The sequence below is a fragment of the Luteimonas colneyensis genome (assembly GCF_014836665.1).
Classification (GTDB): Bacteria; Pseudomonadota; Gammaproteobacteria; order Xanthomonadales; family Xanthomonadaceae; genus Luteimonas; species Luteimonas colneyensis.
Genome location: NZ_JACSQJ010000004.1, coordinates 122,985 through 140,021, shown reverse-complemented (window position 1 = coordinate 140,021; position 17,037 = coordinate 122,985). Strand labels below are relative to the sequence as shown.

Here is a 17,037-nt window from a genome sequence, read left to right as displayed (position 1 = left end):
GATCGGGCGTCCCGCGCGCCCACGGGCTAGAATCGACGGCTGTTCCAGTCACCGGACCCCCGTCCATGATCCTGAGCCGTTTCCTCCGCCTCGCCGCGCTCGCGGCGCTGGTCGTGTTCGCCGTCGCCGCCTGCAAGCGCGAGCCGACGCCCGCCGCAACGCCGCCGGCCCCGAAGCCGCAGGCCGCCGCCGAGTCCGGCGATTACGACGAGCATTCCTACGCCGAGCCGGACAAGGTCGCGATCGACGACCTGGCGCTGGAGCTGGCGCTGGATTTCGACGCCCGCACCATCGGCGGCACCGCCACCTACACGCTGGACTGGCGCGACGACACTGCCACCACGCTGGTGCTCGACACCCGCGACCTGACCATCGAACGCGCCGAAGGCGAGGTTGCCGGTGGCAGCTGGCAGCCGCTGCAGTTCGAGCTGGCCGGCCGCGATGACCTGCTCGGCAGCAAGCTCACCATCCAGGCGCCGGAGCGCAACGCGCGCATCCGCGTCGCCTACCGCACCTCGCCGGCGGCTTCGGGCCTGCAGTGGCTCGAGGCCTCGATGACCGAAGGCAAGGCCACGCCCTTCATGTTCAGCCAGTCGCAGGCCATCCACGCGCGTTCCTGGGTGCCGCTGCAGGACACGCCGCGCGTGCGCTACACCTACAGCGCGCACGTCACCGCGCCGGCCGACGTCATGGTGCTGATGAGCGCCGACAACGATCCGGCCGCGCCGCGCGACGGCGACTACAGCTTCCGCATGCCGCAGCGCATCCCGTCCTACCTGATGGCGATCGCGGCCGGCGACCTGGTGTTCAAGCCGATCTCCGCCCGCGCCGGCGTCTGGGCCGAGCCCGCGACCGTCGACCGCGCGGTGGCCGAGTTCGAGGACACCGAGAAGATGATCGCGACCACCGAGTCGCTGTACGGCCCCTACCGCTGGGAGCGCTATGACCTGCTGATCCTGCCGCCGTCGTTCCCCTACGGCGGCATGGAGAACCCGCGCCTGTCCTTCATCACCCCCACGGTGATCGTAGGCGACAAGTCGCTGGTCTCGCTGATCGCGCACGAGCTGGCGCACAGCTGGTCGGGCAACCTGGTGACCAACTCCAGCGCCAAGGACGGCTGGCTCAACGAGGGCTTCACCAGCTACGTCGAGAACCGCATCGTCGAGGCGCTGTACGGCGAGGAGCGCGCCGACATGGAATACGTGATCTCGCGCAACGGCCTGAAGGCCGAGATCGCCAACATGAGCCCGGAGGAGCAGGCCCTGGCCGTGCGCCCGGGCGTGGTGAAGAATCCGGACGACTCGCTGAGCGCGGTGTCCTACGACAAGGGCGCCTGGTTCCTGCAGTTCCTCGAGGAGCGCTTCGGCCGCGCCGAGTTCGACGCCTTCCTGCGCGGCTACTTCGACCACTTCGCCTTCCAGTCGATCCCGACCGCGCGCTTCGTGGACTACGCGCAGGAGCACCTGCTCGAGAAGTACCCCGACAGGGTGACGAAGGAAGAGTTCGACGCCTGGCTGTACGAGCCCGGCATCCCGGGCAGCGCGCCGCAGGTGATGTCGCGCAGCTTCGGCGTCGTCGACAGCGCGCGCCTGGCGTGGCTGGGCAGCGGCACGCTGCCGCCGCAGTCGATCACCGGCGAGTGGAGCACGCAGGAGTGGATCCACTTCCTGGAAGGCCTGCCGGACACGCTGTCGATCGAGCAGCTCTCGCAGCTCGACACCGCCTACCGCTTCACCGGCACGCCGAACGCCGAGCTGGCGCAGCGCTGGTACCCGCTGGCGGTGCGCAGCAGCTACATGCAGGCCTATCCCGCGATCGCCGACTTCGTGCGCACCATCGGTCGCCGCAAGCTGATCATGCCGACCTACCAGGCGCTGGTGGCCACCGAGGCGGGGCTCGCGTTCGCGAAGGAGCAGCTGGAGGCCGCGCGCCCGGGCTACCACCCGATCACGACGGGCTCGGTCGAGAAGCTGATCGCCGAAGCGAAGCCGGCACCGGGCAGCGGCACGCCGTTCATGCCGGGAACGATCGAGCCGGCGGTCGCGCCGGACGCCGAGGTCGACGCCGCGCCACCGGCGATGCCGGCCGCCGATGGCGATCCCACCCGCCCGGCGCCGACCGGCCGCTGACGCACGCCACGCCATCCCGCGGGACGAACCGTCCCGCGGTGAAGCCACCCAGGGGAAACGCCGCATGAGCCGCCCACGTCCAGCCATCACCGCGCGCATCGCCCTGCTCGCCGCCGCCATCGCCGCGGCGGGCGCCGCGCTGGTCGCCTGCCAGGACCCCGCCGCCCAGGCCGAGGCACAGGCGGCGGCCCAGCGCGAGGCCAGCGAAGCCGCCGCGGAGCAGGCCGCCGCCGACTTCGACGCCGCCTACGCCGCGGAGAACTGGCCGCTGGCCGCCGCGCAGGGCGACGTGCTGCTGGCGCGGTATCCCGATACCGCGGCCGCGGAGCGGATCCGCCCGCTGCACGAGGACGCCCGCGCCAAGGGCAATGCCGTGCGCGAGGACGCGCGCCTGGCCGCGCTCTGGGCCTACAACGTCGAGGCGGTGAAGGGCGGCAACCAGCTGTCCGCGGCGATCTTCTCGAAGGAGAACGTGGACAGCGACGGCAGCGGGGCGAAGCCGGTGCGGCTGATCTTCCGCGACCACCCGGACTGGGGCCGCAGCAGCTACCTGGTCATGCAGGCCGGGGACTTCGACTGCTACGGTGCCTGCCGGGTCGCGGTCACCGTCGACGACGCGGCCCCGGTGCGCATGGCCGCCAACCGCCCCGACACCGACGAGGCCATCGCCATGTTCATCGACGACGAGAAGGCGCTGTGGCGCATGATCGACGGCGCGAAGCGGCTGGTGGTGGAGTATCCGGTCAAGGCCGGCGGCACGCGGACCGCGGAATTCGAGGTCGGCGGCCTGGACCGGACGCAACTGCCGGCCTGGAACTGAGCCGCCGCCTCCACGTGGATACCCTGTAGGAGCAGCTATAGCTGCGACCAGCGGCTGCCAGCGTCAGGGGTGGCGGTCGCAGCTATAGCTGCTCCTACAGGTACACCTGCGGATGCGCCCGACGGGGCGTCAGAGCACGTAGCCGAACTGCTGGCGGAACTGCGCGGCGAACTCGGCGTAGTCGAAGCGCTGGTTCTGGGTGCCGGGATGCTCGACCTTCAGCGACCCCATCAGGTTGCCGATGCGGCCGATGGTCTCCCAGTCGTAGCCCTTCTGGATGCCGAAGATCAGGCCGGCGCGGAAGGCGTCGCCGCAGCCCGTGGGATCGGTGATGCGGCGCTCCTGGGCGGGCGGAATGTCGTGGACCTTGCCGTCGGCGTGGATGCAGGCGCCCTTCGGGCCGCGGGTGGCGATGTAGGCCTTCACCTTGCCGGCGATGGTCTTCTCGTCCCAGCCGGTGCGCTCCTGCAGCAGGTTCGACTCGTAGTCGTTGACGGTGACGTAGTCGGCCTGCTCGATGAACGCGCGCAGCTCCTCGCCGTTGAACAGCGGCATCGCCTGGCCGGGGTCGAAGATGAAGGGGATGCCGGCCTCGGCGAATTCCTTCGCGTTCTGGATCATGCCCTCGTAGCCGTCCGGGCTGACGATGCCGATGCTCACGCCCGGCACGTCCTTCACGTGGTTCTCGTAGCTGCGCATCATCGCGCCCGGATGGAAGGCGGTGATCTGGTTGTTGTCGTGGTCGGTGGTGATGAAGGCCTGCGGGGTGAACAGTTCTTCCAGCACCTTGACCCGGTCGAGGGTGATCCCGTTCTCCTCGAACCAGGCCCGGTAGGGGCCGAAGTCGCCGCCCACGGTGGCCATCGGGATCGGGTCGCCGCCCAGCAGCTTGAGGTTGTAGGCGATGTTGCCGGCGCAGCCGCCGAACTCGCGGCGCATCCGCGGCACCAGGAACGAGACGTTCAGGATGTGCACCTTGTCCGGCAGGATGTGGTTCTTGAACTGGTCGGGGAACACCATGATGGTGTCGTAGGCCAGGGAACCGCAGATCAGTGCAGACATCGTGGAGGCGCTCCGGATGGGGTGCCGGCCCGTGGGGACGGCGGTCTCGTTTTTCTGGGAAGGGGCCGGGTTCCGGCGGAAGGCCCCGGCACGCGCGGCGTGGCGCGGCCGCATAGGGTAGCCCGCGGGCGGGCGGGCGGCCAAGCGCGGCGGGGCCTGCGGGCCGGTTTTCCTTGCCGGGGCAGGGGGCGGTTGCTACGCTTGACGATCGCATTTTCGCGGGAATTCCCCCGTTCCCCGCCCCCTCCTGACGGACGCGCGCCCCCGATGTTCAAGAAGTTCCGCGGCATGTTCTCCAACGACCTGTCCATCGACCTGGGCACGGCCAACACCCTCATCTTCGTCCGCGGCCAGGGCATCGTGCTCAACGAGCCGTCCGTGGTCGCGGTGCGCCAGGACCGCAACGGCGGGCCGCGCGCGGTCGCCGCCGTCGGCAGCGAGGCCAAGCAGATGCTCGGCCGCACCCCCGGCCACCTCACCACCCACCGGCCGATGAAGGACGGCGTGATCGCCGACTTCACCTATACCGAGGAGATGCTCAAGTACTTCATCCGCAAGGTGCACAAGAGCCGCTTCCTGCGGCCGAGCCCGCGGGTGCTGATCTGCGTCCCCGCCGGCTCCACCCAGGTGGAGAAGCGCGCGATCAAGGACTCCGCGATGGAGGCCGGCGCCCGCGACGTCTCGCTGATCGAGGAACCCATGGCCGCCGCGATCGGCGCCGGGATGCCGGTCACCGAGGCGCGCGGCTCGATGGTGGTCGACATCGGCGGCGGCACCACCGAGGTCGCGGTGATCGCGCTCAACGGCATCGTGTATTCGCAGTCCGCGCGCATCGGCGGCGACCGCTTCGACGAGTCGATCATCAACTACGTGCGCCGCAACCACGGCATGCTGATCGGCGAGGCCACGGCCGAGCGGGTCAAGATCGAGCTCGGCTGCGCCTACCCGCAGGACAAGGTGGAGGAGACCGAGATCTCCGGCCGCCACCTGGCCGAGGGCGTGCCGAAGATGGTCTCGATCTCCAACAACGAGGTGCTCGAGGCCCTGCGCGAGCCGCTGATGGGCATCGTGGCCGCGGTGCGCCAGGCGCTTGAACAGACCCCGCCCGAGCTGAGCGCCGACGTCGCCGAGCGCGGCATCGTGCTGACCGGCGGCGGCGCGCTGCTGCGCGACCTCGACCGGCTGCTCAGCGAGGAGACCGGCCTGCACGTGCAGGTGGCCGAGGACCCGCTGACCTGCGTGGCCCGCGGCGGCGGACGTGCGCTGGAACTGCTGGACATGCACGGCAACGAGTTCTTCGCCTCGGAATAAGGCAGAGGCCCGGCCCCCACAGTGTCCAGCTACGCCGGTCCCGCCACCCCCCGATCCAGTGACGTTGCCGGCACGCTGCGCCTGCTGGCCTATCTCGCGATTTCGGTGGCGCTCATCGTGATGGATCACCGCGGCGACTGGCTGGCCCAGGTCCGCGGGCATGCCAGCGTCGCCATGCAGCCGCTGTGGTGGCTGGCGGGGCTACCGTCGCGCATGGGTGAGAGCCTGCGCGACGATGCCGCCACGCGCACGCGGCTGGCCGAGGAGAACCGCGTCCTGCGCAACGAGCTGCTGCTGGCTGCGGCGCGCCAGGCGCGGCTGCAGGTCGAGGCGGAGGAGAACGCGCGCCTGCGGGGCCTGCTCGGGGCCGCCGAGCGCGGCGGGCACGAAGTGCAGCTCGCGCCCATCCTCGATGTCGACCTCGACCCGACGCGCCAGCGCCTGATGCTCAACGCCGGCACGGCGAGCGGGGTGCGCCGCGGCCAGGCGGTGATCGACGCCGGTGGCCTGGTGGGCCAGGTGATCGAGGCCACCCCGACCACCGCCACCGTGCTGCTGCTGACCGATCCCGACCATGCTGTGCCGGTGGCGGTCGCGCGCACGGGCGTGCGCCTGATCATCTATGGCACCGGCCGCAGCGACGTGCTTGAACTGCGCAACGTGCCGCTGTCGAGCGACGTCCGCCCCGGCGACGTACTGATCACCTCGGGCCTCGGCGGCCGCTTCCCGCCGGGATTCCCGGTCGGCACGATCGCGACCCTGCGTCCCGACGACAGCCGCGCCTTCCTGGTCGGCGACGTCGATGCCGCGGCCCAGCTCGACCGCGGCCGCGACGTGCTGCTGCTGCGGCGGGAGGCTGCCGCGCCTGCCCTGGCCACGCCGGCACCCGCCGAGGACGCTGCGCCGGACGCCGCCACGGAGACCGCCGCGGCACCTGCCCCGGACGCCGCCGCGCCGCCCGCGGAGCCCGCGCCGTGACCGCGCGCGGCCGTGCCTGGGTGCTGCCGATCAGCGTGGTGCTGGCGCTGCTGCTCGGCCTGCTGCCGATGCCCGGGCTGCTGCAGCCGCTGAGGCCGTACTGGCTGGCGCTGGTCATCGCCTACTGGGTGATCGAGGACAGCGAGCGCGTGGGCCTGGGCTTCGCGTTCCTGGTCGGACTGGTCGCCGACGTCGCCTTCGGCGGCCTGCTCGGCGAGCAGGCGCTGCGGCTGGTGGTGATGACCTTCATCCTGCAGCGCTTCCGCACCCAGCTGCGCTTCTTCCCGATCCCGCAGCAGGCGCTGGCGATCGGCGGCTTGCTGCTCAACGACCGCGTCATCAGCACCGTCGTCCACCTCGCGCTCGGCGAGCCGGTGCTGCCGCTGGCCTACTGGTGGGCGCCGCTGGTGGGCATGCTGCTCTGGGCGCCGCTGTTCGTGCTGCTCGACGCGCTGCGCATGGGCCGCGGCGCACGCCTGTGATCGCCGGCAGGCGCGGCCGGCCTGCCCGGCGGCTGCGCAATCCCGAGGCCGAGGCGCGGCTGTTCCGCGGGCGCGCGCTGTCCGGCTTCGCCGTGGTGCTGCTGTCGCTGGCGGGGCTTGCGGGCTGGTACTTCAAGCTGCAGGTGCTCGACCACGACGACTACGCCAAGCGCTCCGAGGCCAACCGCATCAAGCCGCGGCCGGTGGTGCCGGGGCGCGGGCTGATCCTCGACCGCGAAGGCCGGATCCTGGCCGACAACGTGCCGGCCTACCGCTTGGACGTGACCCCTGAGGAGGCCGGCGACCCGCAGGCGCTGATCGAGGCGCTGTCGCAGGTGGTCGAGCTTGCGCCCGAGGACATCGAACGCTTCGAGGCGGCGCGCAAGGGCGCGCGCGGGTTCCGCGCGATCCCGCTCAAGCTGCGCATCGGCGACGACGAGGCCGCGCGCTTCGCGGTCGAACGGTGGCGCTTCCCCGGCGTCGAGCTGGTGCCCTACCTCAACCGCCGGTATCCCTATGGCGACCTGCTGGCCCACGTCGTCGGCTACGTCGGCCGCACCGACGAGGACGACATCGCGCGCTTCGGCGAGGCGCACGGGGTGTTCACGCACACCGGCCGCACCGGCCTCGAGCGCTACTACGACGAGCTGCTGCGCGGCGTCGTCGGCTACGAGCAGGTGGAGACCAACGTCGAAGGCCGCGCGCTGGGCCGGCTCGGCCTGGTGCCGGCCACCGCCGGGGCCGACCTGAGGCTGTCGATCGACGTCGAGCTGCAGCAGGCGATGGTGGCCGCCTTCGGCGACATGCAGGGCTCGGCGGTGGCGGTGGATCCCGCCACCGGCCAGGTGCTGGCGATGGTCAGCCTGCCCAGCTACGACCCCAACCTGTTCGTCAACGGCATCTCCAACACCGACTACCGCGCGCTGATGGACGATCCGGCGCGGCCGCTGTTCAACCGCAACGTGCTGGGTGGCGGGCCGCCGGGCTCGATCGTGAAGCCCTTCGTGGCGCTGGCCGGCGTCGACAGCGGCTTGCGCACGCCGGAAAGCCGCGTGTTCTCCACCGGCGAGTTCTTCATTCCCGGGCAGAGCCGCGGCTATCGCGACGCCGGCCGCGGCGGCGGCTGGGTGGACCTGCGCGATTCGATCTCGCGCTCGATCAACTACTACTACTACAAGCTCGCCTACGACATGGGCATCGACCGGCTGGCGGAGTACATGCACCGCTACGGCTTCGGCGAGCCCACCGGCATCGACCTCACCGGCGAGAGCGCCGGCATCGTCCCTTCGCGCGAATGGAAGGCGAGGAACAGCCGCGAGCCCTGGTACCCGGGTGAGACCGTGATCGCCGGCATCGGCCAGGGCTACTGGGTGGCCACGGCGCTGCAGATGGCGCGCGGCACCGCGGCGATCGCCAATGGCGGCCGCCTGCACCCGCTGCGCCTGGTTGCCGAGCGCCGCACCGGCTACGACGCGCCCTGGTCGCCGCTGCCGGCCGCGCCGGCGCCGCTGATCACGGACAATCCAGACCACCTGCGCGCGGTGCAGGAAGGCATGGAGAACACCATTCACGGTCGCGGCACCGCCGTCGCGATGGCGCGCGGGGCGCCCTACCGCATGGCCGGCAAGACCGGCACCGCGCAGAAGATCAGCCGCCGCGGCAGCGCCAGCCTCGACCCGCGAACGCTGCCCTACCACCTGCGCCACCAGGCGCTGTTCGCCGGCTACGCCCCTGCGGAGAATCCGACCATCGCGCTGGCCGTGGTCGTGGAGCACGGCGGCTACGGCGGCTCGACCGCGGCGCCGATCGCGCGCCGGATCTTCGATGCCTGGCTGCTGGGCGAGATGCCGGCGGTGCCGACGGCGGAGGGCGAGGAAGTGCCGGTGGTCGACCTGTTCGAAGGCGTCCAGTCGGCCGTGCTCCCGGGGGCGGGCTCGACCTTCGCCGTACCCGCGCCATCCGCGTCCGGCGACCCGGCGCCCGCGCCGCTGGCACCGCCCGTGCCCGAAGGCGCCGCGCGATGAACGTGATCCTGCGCTTCCTGCTCGACCTGGTGCTGCGCTTCGTGCGCACGCTGGACTGGGTGCTGCTGGGCGCACTGGTGGCACTGATGGGCATCGGCCTGGCCGTGCTGCACAGCGCCGGGGGCCAGAACCCCGCGCTGGTGGTCTCGCAGGGCGCCCGCTACGGCGTCGGGCTGGGCGTCCTGTGGCTGCTGTCGCGGGTGCCGCTCATGCGCCTGCGCGACGCCGCGCCGGTGGCCTACCTGCTGTCGCTGCTGCCGCTGGTCGCGGTGCTGTTCCTGGGCACCGGCCGCAGCGGTGCGCACTGGCTCGACCTGGGCGTGTTCTATTTCCAGCCCTCCGAGCTGCTCAAGCTCAGCCTGCCGATGATGGTCGCCTGGTACCTCAACACGCGCCCGCTGCCGCCGTCCTTCGCGACGACGGTGGCGAGCCTGCTGCTGGTGGCGGTCCCGACCGGCCTGATCCTGCTGCAGCCGGACTTCGGCACCGCGATGCTGGTGGCCAGCAGCGGCGTCTTCGTGCTGTTCCTGGCGGGCATGTCGTGGTGGTGGTTCGTGGCGGCGGCGGCCGGCGTGGCCGCCGTGGCGCCGGTGGCCTGGTTCTGGCTGCTGCGGCCCTACCAGAAGGACCGGATCCTGACCTTCCTCGACCCCGAGTCGGATCCGCTCGGAGCGGGCTGGAACATCATCCAGTCCAAGATCGCGATCGGCTCCGGCGGGCTGCGCGGGCAGGGCTGGGGCCAGGGCTCGCAGTCGCACCTCAACTACGTGCCCGAGCACACCACGGACTTCATCTTCGCGGTGCTGTCGGAGGAGTTCGGCTGGCTCGGCGTGGTCACGGTGCTGGCCCTGTACCTGGTGGTGGTGGGGCGCTGCCTGTGGATCGCGGCGGAGTCGCGCGACGGCTTCGGGCGCCTGCTGGCAGGCGGCCTCGGGCTGGCGTTGTTCGTCTACGTGCTGGTCAACGGCGGCATGATCTCCGGCCTGCTGCCGGTGGTGGGCGTGCCGATGCCGCTGCTCAGCTTCGGCGGCACCGCGGCGGTGTCGCTGCTCGCGGGCATGGGCGTGGTCATGGCGGTGCATGCCGGGCGCCCCGTGCGCGGGCGCTGACAGCCACAACCGGGCATGAACGCGGCACCCGGACGCGCCGCAGCTGCGTGCTAACCTCGCCGCCGATGAACCGACACCCGCGACCGACCCCCTCTCGACCGCGCCTGCTGCCGGTCCTGGCCGCGCCGCTGCTGCTCGCCGCCTGCGCGCCCTCCGCCTTCGTCCATGCCCCGGCCATCGCCGGCGAAGCCGCCCCGGTGGCGGTCGTGCCCGCTGCCACGGCGTCCGCGCCCGGCCTGCTGCCGGCGGTGCCGCAGCCGCCGGAGCGGCCGGTGGCGCCGCCCGCCGTGACCGATCCGGCGATCGACCGCACGCAGCGCATCGCCAACTTCGTCGACTACACCGCCAGCACCTACGGCGTGGACCCCGCGCACATCCGCAGCGTGCTGGCCGGCGCCGCGCACAAGCAGTCGATCATCGACGCGATGTCCCGCCCCGCCGAGGCCGTGCGTCCCTGGCGCGATTACCGGCCGATCTTCATCAACGACGCGCGCATCAGCGGCGGCAAGGCCTTCTACGCCGAAAACCGCGAGGCGCTCGACCGCGTGGCCGCGGAGACCGGCGTCCCGGCGGAGTACATCGTCGCCATCATCGGCGTCGAGACCAGCTATGGCCGCATCACCGGCAACCATCGCGTGCTCGACGCGCTGTATACCCTGGCCTTCGGCTTCCCGAAGCGCGCGCCCTTCTTCGCCGGCGAGCTGGCGCAGCTGTTCGCGCTCGCGAAGGAAGAGCCGCAGCTCGACATCCCCGCGCTCAAGGGCAGCTATGCCGGCGCCATGGGCATGGGCCAGTTCATGCCGTCGAGCTACCGCCTGTGGGCGAAGGACGGCGACGGCGACGGACAGCGCGACCTGCTGACCCACAAGCCCGACGTGTTCGCGTCGATCGCGAACTATTTCGTGGTGCATGGCTGGGAGCGCGGCGGCCCGGTGGTCGCGCGCGCCGACAAGGCCGAAGGCGCGGCCGAGTTCGTGCCCAGCGGCGACCCGAAGTCGCTCGAGCCCGACCACCCGCTGTCGCGCCTGGCGGAGCTGGGCTTCACTCCGCGCGCCGGCGAACCGGTGGGCGAGGGCGCGACCGTGATCGCGCTCGACGGCGAGGCCGGCCGCGAATACTGGCTCGGCTACCGCAACTTCTACGTCATCAGCCGCTACAACCGCTCGCCGATGTACTCGCTGGCGGTGCACCAGCTCGCGCAGGCGATCGCGGGGCGCGGGCCGTGATGCGCCTCCGGCGCGCGCGGGCCGCGTGCTGGTCGGTCGCCGCCATGGCCGTGCTGCTCGCCGGTTGCGCGGGCACGCCGAAGCGCGACGCGCCCGCGGACACCGCTGCGCCGGCCGCTCCAGGCCCGAAGGTGTCGCCCTACGCGCCTGCGCAGGAGGATCCGTCCACGCGCGGCGACTACGTCGCCGGCGGCCTCTACAAGCCCGGGGTTTCCGACACCATCCCGGACTACCTGCCCGACGTGGATGCGATCCCCGAGCCCGAGGTGATGGCGCTGCCGCGCTCGCGCTACGGCAACGGCCCGACGTACAAGGTCCTGGGCCGGACCTACCGCGTGCTCGACGACACCGAAGGCTTCGTCGAGACCGGGCTGGCGTCCTACTACGGCCAGAAGTTCCACGGCCGCCGCACCTCCAACCAGGAGGTCTACGACATGTACGCGTTCACCGCCGCGCACAAGTCGCTGCCGCTGCCGAGCTTCGCGCGCGTGACCAACCTCGAGACCGGCCAGTCGGTGGTGGTGCGCGTCAACGACCGCGGTCCGTTCCACGAGGGACGCGTGGTCGATCTCAGCTACGCCGCCGCGGTGAAGATCGGCGTGCATCCGCGCGGCACCGCGCGCGTGGAAGTGCGCGCGCTGGGCCCGGGCGAGAACGCCCGCGAACGCCCGGCCGACGTGCGCACGGCGGCGGTGGATCCCGCGACCGGGCTGCCGCCCGGCGTGCGCGTGGCCAGCGGCGCGCCGCGGCCGGCAGCGCCGAGCGGCATGGACGGGCTGGTGGCGGCGGTGCAGGGCCCGGTGGCGCCGGCGGCGCTGGTCGCCGCGGTGTCGCAGCCGGCTGCGCTGCACGCGGACGCCTCGGCGCCGGAGCAGGGCCACGCGCAGGCCACCGCCGCGCCGGCGTCGTCGGCGCCGTCCGCAGGCGATTGGCGCTTCGATATGCACCAGGACGGCCGCGCGATGACCGCCGACGAGTTCGACGCCTGGATGAAGGCGCGCCGCGCGCGCGTGGCCACCGGCCGCGCAGGCACGCCGGAGCCGAGGGACCCGCGCCTGGCCGCGGAGGCCCCGTCGGGCATCGGCGCTGCGGCCGCGCCGACCGCCACGCCCGCGGCCGCGATGCCTGCGGCCGCGTCGCCGACAACCGCGTCGGCAACGGGCGCGTCCGCCGGTGCCACCCGGGCCGCCCCGTCGGCCACCGCTGGCGGCATCCTGCTCCAGGTCGCGGCCTTCGGCTCGCGCGACAACGCCGAGCGCGCGCTGGCGATGCTGCGCGGTGCCGGCATCGGTGAGGCCCGCCTGCAGGACGGCACCTCGGCGGGCAAGCCGGTGTGGCGCCTGCGCGTGGGTCCGGTCGCGCCGACGACGGTCGCGGCCCTCAGCGCCCGCGTCGCCGGTCTCGGCTTCGGGGCGCCGCAGCCCGTGCGCGAGTGACCCGCGCGGGTAGAATCAGAATCAACGACTGTCCACGCCGCCCGGACACGGGTGGCCCGAAATTCCCGGAGTTTCCCGCCTGATGAAAGCCCACGCCGCCCGCGTCGCGCTGCTCGCCGCCGTTTCCGCCGCCACGCTCGGCCTCGCCTTTGCCCAGGATCCCGCGCCCGCGCCGACCCCGGCCGCCGCTCCCGCGGCCGCGCTGAGCGACCAGCTGCCGGTTCCGGACGCGCCCGACGTGACCGGGACCGCATGGCTGCTGATGGACTACGCCACCGGCCAGGTGCTGGCCGGCGAGAACGTCGACGAGCGCGTCGAACCGGCGAGCATCACCAAGGTGATGACCAGCTATGTGATCGCCGCCGAGATGGCTGCCGGCAAGATCAGCAACGACGACGACGTCATGATGACCGTCAACGCCTGGCGCACCGGCGGCGCCGGCACCGACGGCAGCTACAGCGGCTTCGAGGTCAACAAGACCGCGAAGCTGCTGGAGATGGAGAAGGGCATGACCGTGCAGTCGGGCAACGACGCCGCCATCGCCCTGGCCGAGCACATCGCCGGCTCCGAGGAGGCCTTCGCCTCGCTGATGAACGCCCATGCCGCGCGCCTGGGCATGAAGGACACCCACTTCGAGAACGCGACCGGGCTGTCGGGCCCGGAGCACTACTCGACCGCACGCGACCTGGCGACGCTCGGCCGCGCGTTGGCGCGCGACTTCCCCGAGCACTACGCCTACAACGCGATCAAGGAATTCACCGTCGGCCCGATCACCCAGCGCAACCGCAACGTGCTGCTGTGGCGCGACAAGAGCGTGGACGGCATCAAGACCGGCCACCATTCCGGCGCCGGCTACTGCCTGATGGCCTCGGCCAAGCGCGGCGACCAGCGCCTGATCTCGGTGGTGATGGGTTCGACCAGCGAAAGCCAGCGTGCGACCGATTCGCAGGCCCTGCTCAACTGGGGTTTCCGCTTCTTCGAGACCCACGAGCTGTACACGCCCGGCGCGCCGATGGCCACCCAGAAGGTGTGGAAGGGCGAGACCAACGAGATCGGCCTGGGCGTGGCCCAGCCGCTGCTGGTGAGCATGCAGCGCGGCCAGTACGCGAAGCTGCAGCCGAGCATGGACGTGCCGCGCACCCTGGTGGCGCCGCTCGCCAAGGGCCAGGCCGTCGGCAAGGTGCGGGTGATGCTCGACGGCAAGCTGGTGGCCGAGGCGCCGCTGGTGGCGCTCGAAGACGTGCCGGAGGCCGGGTTCTTCAAGCGCCTGTGGCACGAGCTGCTGATGTGGTGGCAGTCGCTCTGAGGCCCCGCGTCAGCGCGCGTTCGACAGCTGGGTCGAGTTGACCCAGCCGCGGTTGCCGACCTCGTCCTCGACTTCCCACATCGTGCCGGCCTTCGTGCCGGTGGGATAGAGCAGCATCCCGGGCTCGAGGTCGCGCACGGCGGCACCGCTGCCGTCGGCCGAGGCCAGCAGCCGGCCCGGCCGGGTCATCGTCACCGCCTGGGCCACGTTCGCGGCCGACGCGTCGGTGGGCAGCCCGCCGAGCTGGGCGACCAGGTCGGAATACGCCTGGATATAGGCCTGGGCCACCACCTGGCCGATCTCGGTATTGGCGTAGCCCGAGGCGCCGCCGGCGAGCAGCGCGCCGCCGATCCCGCCGCCGCCGCCGCGCCAGCCGACATCGGTCTTCGTGGCGTGGCCCTCGGCCATCGCCACCTGTTCGGACGAGCGCGCGTCGGTGACGGTCAGCACGACGTCGGCGCTGCTGCGCTTGAGGTTGACGCCGCCGACCACCGCCGCGGCGCGGCGGTTGCCGAGCAGGCCGCCGACGATACCGCCGATGTTGGTGCCGCCCGCGTTGCGGTTCTGCGACACCACGTCGGGCACCAGCACGTAGTCCGCGGCGCGGACCTGGCCCTTGCCGATGTTGGAACCGCCGCGCAGCTCGCCTGATTCGGCCAGCGCGCGTTCGGCCTGCATCGCGCGCATGCCGGTGCCGCGATCGACCAGGGTGAAGCAGCGCGAGCGGTTGACGTAGACCTTGATCAGCGCCGCGGGCGAGGGCAGGCGCTGGCCGGTCCACCAGTTCTGGCCGGTGGGTTCGATGACGGCGAGGGTGCCCAGGCTGCGCTGGCAGACCGGGACGTCCGTGGCCGCCTGCGCCAGGGCCAGCGGGGGCGCGGCCAGCAGGCAGGCGGCGAGAACGGCGAGAGACGTGCGGGGCATGGGGGCTCCTTGGGATTCGGGTCCGGTTCCTCGCAATACGGCAGGCCCCGACGGGAGCGGCCGCCGCCGGGCCGGCACGTTCCAGCCGTGGCATTGGGATCGCGCGCCCGCGGGCCCATAATCGGTGGCATGGAAATCAAGTCCGACAACCCTGAACACGGCTTCCAGTTCCCCGGCGACTTCGAGATCACCGCGATGGGACCGGCCTCGGCCGGGCTCGAGGTGGAAGTGCCGAACCTGCTGCGCGCGGCCGGGCTGACGGTGCTGCACGAGACGCTGACCAGCCGGCCGTCCAGCAACGGACGCTTCGTGTCCGTGCGCCTGAGCTTCCGCGCCAACTCTCGCGAGGAATACGAGAGCGCGCACGCCGCGCTGCGCGAGCATCCCGAGGTGAAGTGGACGCTGTAGCCGCCGTGGAGGCACGGCCGCTGCGGGTGCGCGACCTCGGCCGGATGGAATACGCGCCGGTGTGGCGCGCGATGCAGGCGTTCACCGATGCGCGCGATGCCGACACGCCCGACGAGCTGTGGCTGGTCGAGCACGATCCGGTGTTCACCCTCGGCCAGGCCGGCAAGCCGGAGCATGTGCTGCTGCCCGGCGACATCCCGGTGCTCAAGGTCGACCGCGGCGGACAGGTCACCTACCACGGCCCCGGCCAGCTGGTGGCCTATCCGCTGCTGGACCTGAAGCGGCTGGGGATCGGCGTGCGCGACTACGTCTGCCGCATCGAGCAGGCGATCATCGACACCCTGGCCGGCTGGGACATCCACGCGCAGCGCCGCGAGGGCGCGCCGGGCGTCTACGTCGACAGTGGCGCCAAGATCGCCGCGCTCGGCATCCGCGTCCGCCACGGCCGCAGCTTCCACGGCCTGGCCTTCAACATCGCCATGGACCTCGAGCCCTTCCGCCGCATCAACCCTTGCGGCTACGCCGGGCTGGACGTGACCTCGGTGGTAGAATGCGGCGGTCCCGCAAGCCTCCACGCCGCCCAGGCCCCGCTGGTCGCGGCGCTTGCCGCGCAGTTCGGTCTCGCGCCTGTCGAGGCTGCGGAAGAGCAAGCGCTTTTGCCACGGATGAACGCGGATCACGCGGATTCACGCGGATAAAGCGAAAACAGATGGAAGAGCCTCGCCCCTGAACATGCCTGCCTTGGCTTTTGCCTTATCCGTGTAAATCCGCGTGATCCGCGTTCATCCGTGGCAAGAGAAAACATGTCCGATACCGCCCAAAACTCCCGCTCCATCCCGCTGAACGTGGTCGACGCCGCGCCGCCGTCGCTGGTGCCGGGGGTGAAGCAGGTGGCGGGCGACAAGATCGCGCGTTCGCCGGTGGAGTTCGTGGACGCGCCCGTGCTGCGCAAGCCGTCGTGGATCCGGGTGCGGATCCCGTCCAACGGCGCGGTCGCGGCGCTGAAGTCGAAGCTGCGCGAGAACCGCCTGGTCACCGTCTGCGAGGACGCGAGCTGCCCGAACATCCACGAGTGCTTCGGACACGGCACCGCCACCTTCATGATCCTCGGCGAGGTCTGCACCCGCCGCTGCAGCTTCTGCGACGTGGCCCACGGCCGGCCGAAGCCGCCCGACGCCGACGAGCCGCGCCGCCTGGCCGAGACCGTCGCCGACATGGGCCTGAAGTACGTGGTGGTGACCTCGGTCGACCGCGACGACCTGCGCGACGGCGGCGCCCAGCACTTCGTCGACTGCATCACCGCCATCCGCGCGCAGACGCCGGCCACGAAGATCGAGATCCTCACCCCGGACTTCCGTGGCAAGGGGCGCATGGACCGCGCGCTGGAGATCCTGGCCGCCAACCCGCCCGACGTCTTCAACCACAACGTCGAGACCGTGCCCGACCTGTACCGCAACGTGCGCCCCGGCGCGGACTACCAGTGGTCGCTGACCCTGCTGCAGCGCTTCAAGGCCCAGCACCCGGAGGTCGCCACCAAGTCGGGGATCATGCTCGGCCTGGGCGAGACCCGGGAGCAGGTGGAAGCCACCCTGCGCGACCTGCGCGCGCACGACGTCGACATGGTCACCATCGGGCAGTACCTGCAGCCCAGCGCGCACCACCACCCGGTGCTGCGCTACTGGACGCCGGACGAGTTCAAGGCCTTCGAGGACTACGGCATGGCGCTGGGCTTCACCCACGTCGCCTCCGGGCCGCTGGTGCGTTCGTCCTACCACGCCGACCGGCAGGCCGCGGGGGCCGGCGTCGCCGGCTGAACGCGGCT

The 17,037-nt window shown here is 71.9% G+C and carries 15 protein-coding genes; 13 read left to right on the top strand and 2 right to left on the bottom strand.

Translation table 11 applies throughout. From position 1 onward, the window contains the following. Positions 1-65: 65 nt before the first annotated feature. Entirely contained in the window at positions 66-2,129 is a 2,064-nt protein-coding gene (locus H9645_RS09075) for a M1 family metallopeptidase (protein ID WP_191729380.1), read from the top strand. Between the two features lie 64 nt (positions 2,130-2,193). Then, the gene (locus H9645_RS09070) at positions 2,194-2,949 is read left to right on the top strand and encodes a hypothetical protein (protein WP_225218138.1); all 756 of its coding nucleotides are present in this window, start codon (positions 2,194-2,196) and stop codon (positions 2,947-2,949) included. A 129-nt stretch (positions 2,950-3,078) separates the two neighbouring features. Here the strand turns inward: H9645_RS09070 and H9645_RS09065 are convergent, their stop codons facing one another. Then, entirely contained in the window at positions 3,079-4,011 is a 933-nt protein-coding gene (locus H9645_RS09065) for a carbohydrate kinase family protein (protein WP_191729379.1), read from the bottom strand. 267 nt (positions 4,012-4,278) lie between these two features. On the opposite strand from H9645_RS09065, the gene H9645_RS09060 reads away from it, so the two are divergent. From H9645_RS09060 to H9645_RS09025, 8 genes are all read left to right on the top strand, one after another. Then, positions 4,279-5,322, top strand: coding sequence for a rod shape-determining protein (locus H9645_RS09060; protein ID WP_189496173.1), 1,044 nt, complete (start codon positions 4,279-4,281; stop codon positions 5,320-5,322). Positions 5,323-5,343: 21 nt separating this feature from the next. After that, entirely contained in the window at positions 5,344-6,300 is a 957-nt protein-coding gene (gene mreC, locus H9645_RS09055) for a rod shape-determining protein MreC (protein WP_191729378.1), read from the top strand. Continuing rightward, a complete protein-coding gene (gene mreD / locus H9645_RS09050; protein ID WP_191729377.1) occupies positions 6,297-6,782 on the top strand; it encodes a rod shape-determining protein MreD in 486 nt (161 codons plus the stop codon). The genes mreC and mreD overlap by 4 nt, the downstream gene beginning before the upstream one ends. Next, positions 6,779-8,806 carry a penicillin-binding protein 2 gene (gene mrdA, locus H9645_RS09045; protein WP_318240521.1) on the top strand — a complete coding sequence of 676 codons (2,028 nt, stop codon included), beginning with the start codon at positions 6,779-6,781 and terminating at the stop codon, positions 8,804-8,806. The genes mreD and mrdA overlap by 4 nt, the downstream gene beginning before the upstream one ends. Continuing rightward, a complete protein-coding gene (rodA, locus tag H9645_RS09040; RefSeq protein ID WP_191729376.1) occupies positions 8,803-9,915 on the top strand; it encodes a rod shape-determining protein RodA in 1,113 nt (370 codons plus the stop codon). The genes mrdA and rodA overlap by 4 nt, the downstream gene beginning before the upstream one ends. A gap of 65 nt (positions 9,916-9,980) precedes the next feature. After that, positions 9,981-11,141, top strand: coding sequence for a lytic murein transglycosylase B (mltB, locus tag H9645_RS09035; protein WP_191729375.1), 1,161 nt, complete (start codon positions 9,981-9,983; stop codon positions 11,139-11,141). Positions 11,142-11,185: 44 nt separating this feature from the next. Beyond that, positions 11,186-12,577 (top strand): septal ring lytic transglycosylase RlpA family protein, encoded by a 1,392-nt coding sequence (locus tag H9645_RS09030; RefSeq protein ID WP_191729374.1) that lies wholly within the window; start codon positions 11,186-11,188, stop codon positions 12,575-12,577. Between the two features lie 82 nt (positions 12,578-12,659). Further along, the gene (locus tag H9645_RS09025; protein WP_191729373.1) at positions 12,660-13,883 is read left to right on the top strand and encodes a D-alanyl-D-alanine carboxypeptidase family protein; all 1,224 of its coding nucleotides are present in this window, start codon (positions 12,660-12,662) and stop codon (positions 13,881-13,883) included. Between the two features lie 9 nt (positions 13,884-13,892). Here H9645_RS09025 and H9645_RS09020 read toward each other — a convergent pair whose 3' ends face one another. Continuing rightward, a complete protein-coding gene (locus tag H9645_RS09020) occupies positions 13,893-14,807 on the bottom strand; it encodes a CsgG/HfaB family protein (protein ID WP_191729372.1) in 915 nt (304 codons plus the stop codon). Positions 14,808-14,936: 129 nt separating this feature from the next. On the opposite strand from H9645_RS09020, the gene H9645_RS09015 reads away from it, so the two are divergent. From H9645_RS09015 to lipA, 3 genes are all read left to right on the top strand, one after another. Next, positions 14,937-15,215: a DUF493 family protein gene (locus H9645_RS09015; protein ID WP_191729371.1), complete on the top strand. Its 279-nt coding sequence runs from the start codon at positions 14,937-14,939 to the stop codon at positions 15,213-15,215. After that, complete coding sequence (gene lipB, locus H9645_RS09010) at positions 15,203-15,913, top strand: lipoyl(octanoyl) transferase LipB (protein WP_318240520.1); 711 nt, start codon at positions 15,203-15,205, stop codon at positions 15,911-15,913. Before H9645_RS09015 ends, lipB begins: the two co-directional genes overlap by 13 nt. Before the next feature lie 105 nt (positions 15,914-16,018). Continuing rightward, the gene (gene lipA / locus H9645_RS09005) at positions 16,019-17,029 is read left to right on the top strand and encodes a lipoyl synthase (protein WP_191729370.1); all 1,011 of its coding nucleotides are present in this window, start codon (positions 16,019-16,021) and stop codon (positions 17,027-17,029) included. Positions 17,030-17,037: the final 8 nt, after the last annotated feature.

Bases quoted from the DNA above. Each gene is read 5' to 3' on its own strand.
- H9645_RS09075 (WP_191729380.1), top strand. From the start codon at position 66: ATGATCCTGAGCCGTTTCCTCCGCCTCGCCGCGCTCGCGGCGCTGGTC.
- H9645_RS09070 (WP_225218138.1), top strand. From the start codon at position 2,194: ATGAGCCGCCCACGTCCAGCCATCACCGCGCGCATCGCCCTGCTCGCC.
- H9645_RS09065 (WP_191729379.1), bottom strand. From the start codon at position 4,011: ATGTCTGCACTGATCTGCGGTTCCCTGGCCTACGACACCATCATGGTG.
- H9645_RS09060 (WP_189496173.1), top strand. From the start codon at position 4,279: ATGTTCAAGAAGTTCCGCGGCATGTTCTCCAACGACCTGTCCATCGAC.
- rodA (WP_191729376.1), top strand. From the start codon at position 8,803: ATGAACGTGATCCTGCGCTTCCTGCTCGACCTGGTGCTGCGCTTCGTG.
- mltB (WP_191729375.1), top strand. From the start codon at position 9,981: ATGAACCGACACCCGCGACCGACCCCCTCTCGACCGCGCCTGCTGCCG.
- H9645_RS09030 (WP_191729374.1), top strand. From the start codon at position 11,186: ATGGCCGTGCTGCTCGCCGGTTGCGCGGGCACGCCGAAGCGCGACGCG.
- H9645_RS09025 (WP_191729373.1), top strand. From the start codon at position 12,660: ATGAAAGCCCACGCCGCCCGCGTCGCGCTGCTCGCCGCCGTTTCCGCC.
- H9645_RS09020 (WP_191729372.1), bottom strand. From the start codon at position 14,807: ATGCCCCGCACGTCTCTCGCCGTTCTCGCCGCCTGCCTGCTGGCCGCG.
- H9645_RS09015 (WP_191729371.1), top strand. From the start codon at position 14,937: ATGGAAATCAAGTCCGACAACCCTGAACACGGCTTCCAGTTCCCCGGC.
- lipA (WP_191729370.1), top strand. From the start codon at position 16,019: ATGTCCGATACCGCCCAAAACTCCCGCTCCATCCCGCTGAACGTGGTC.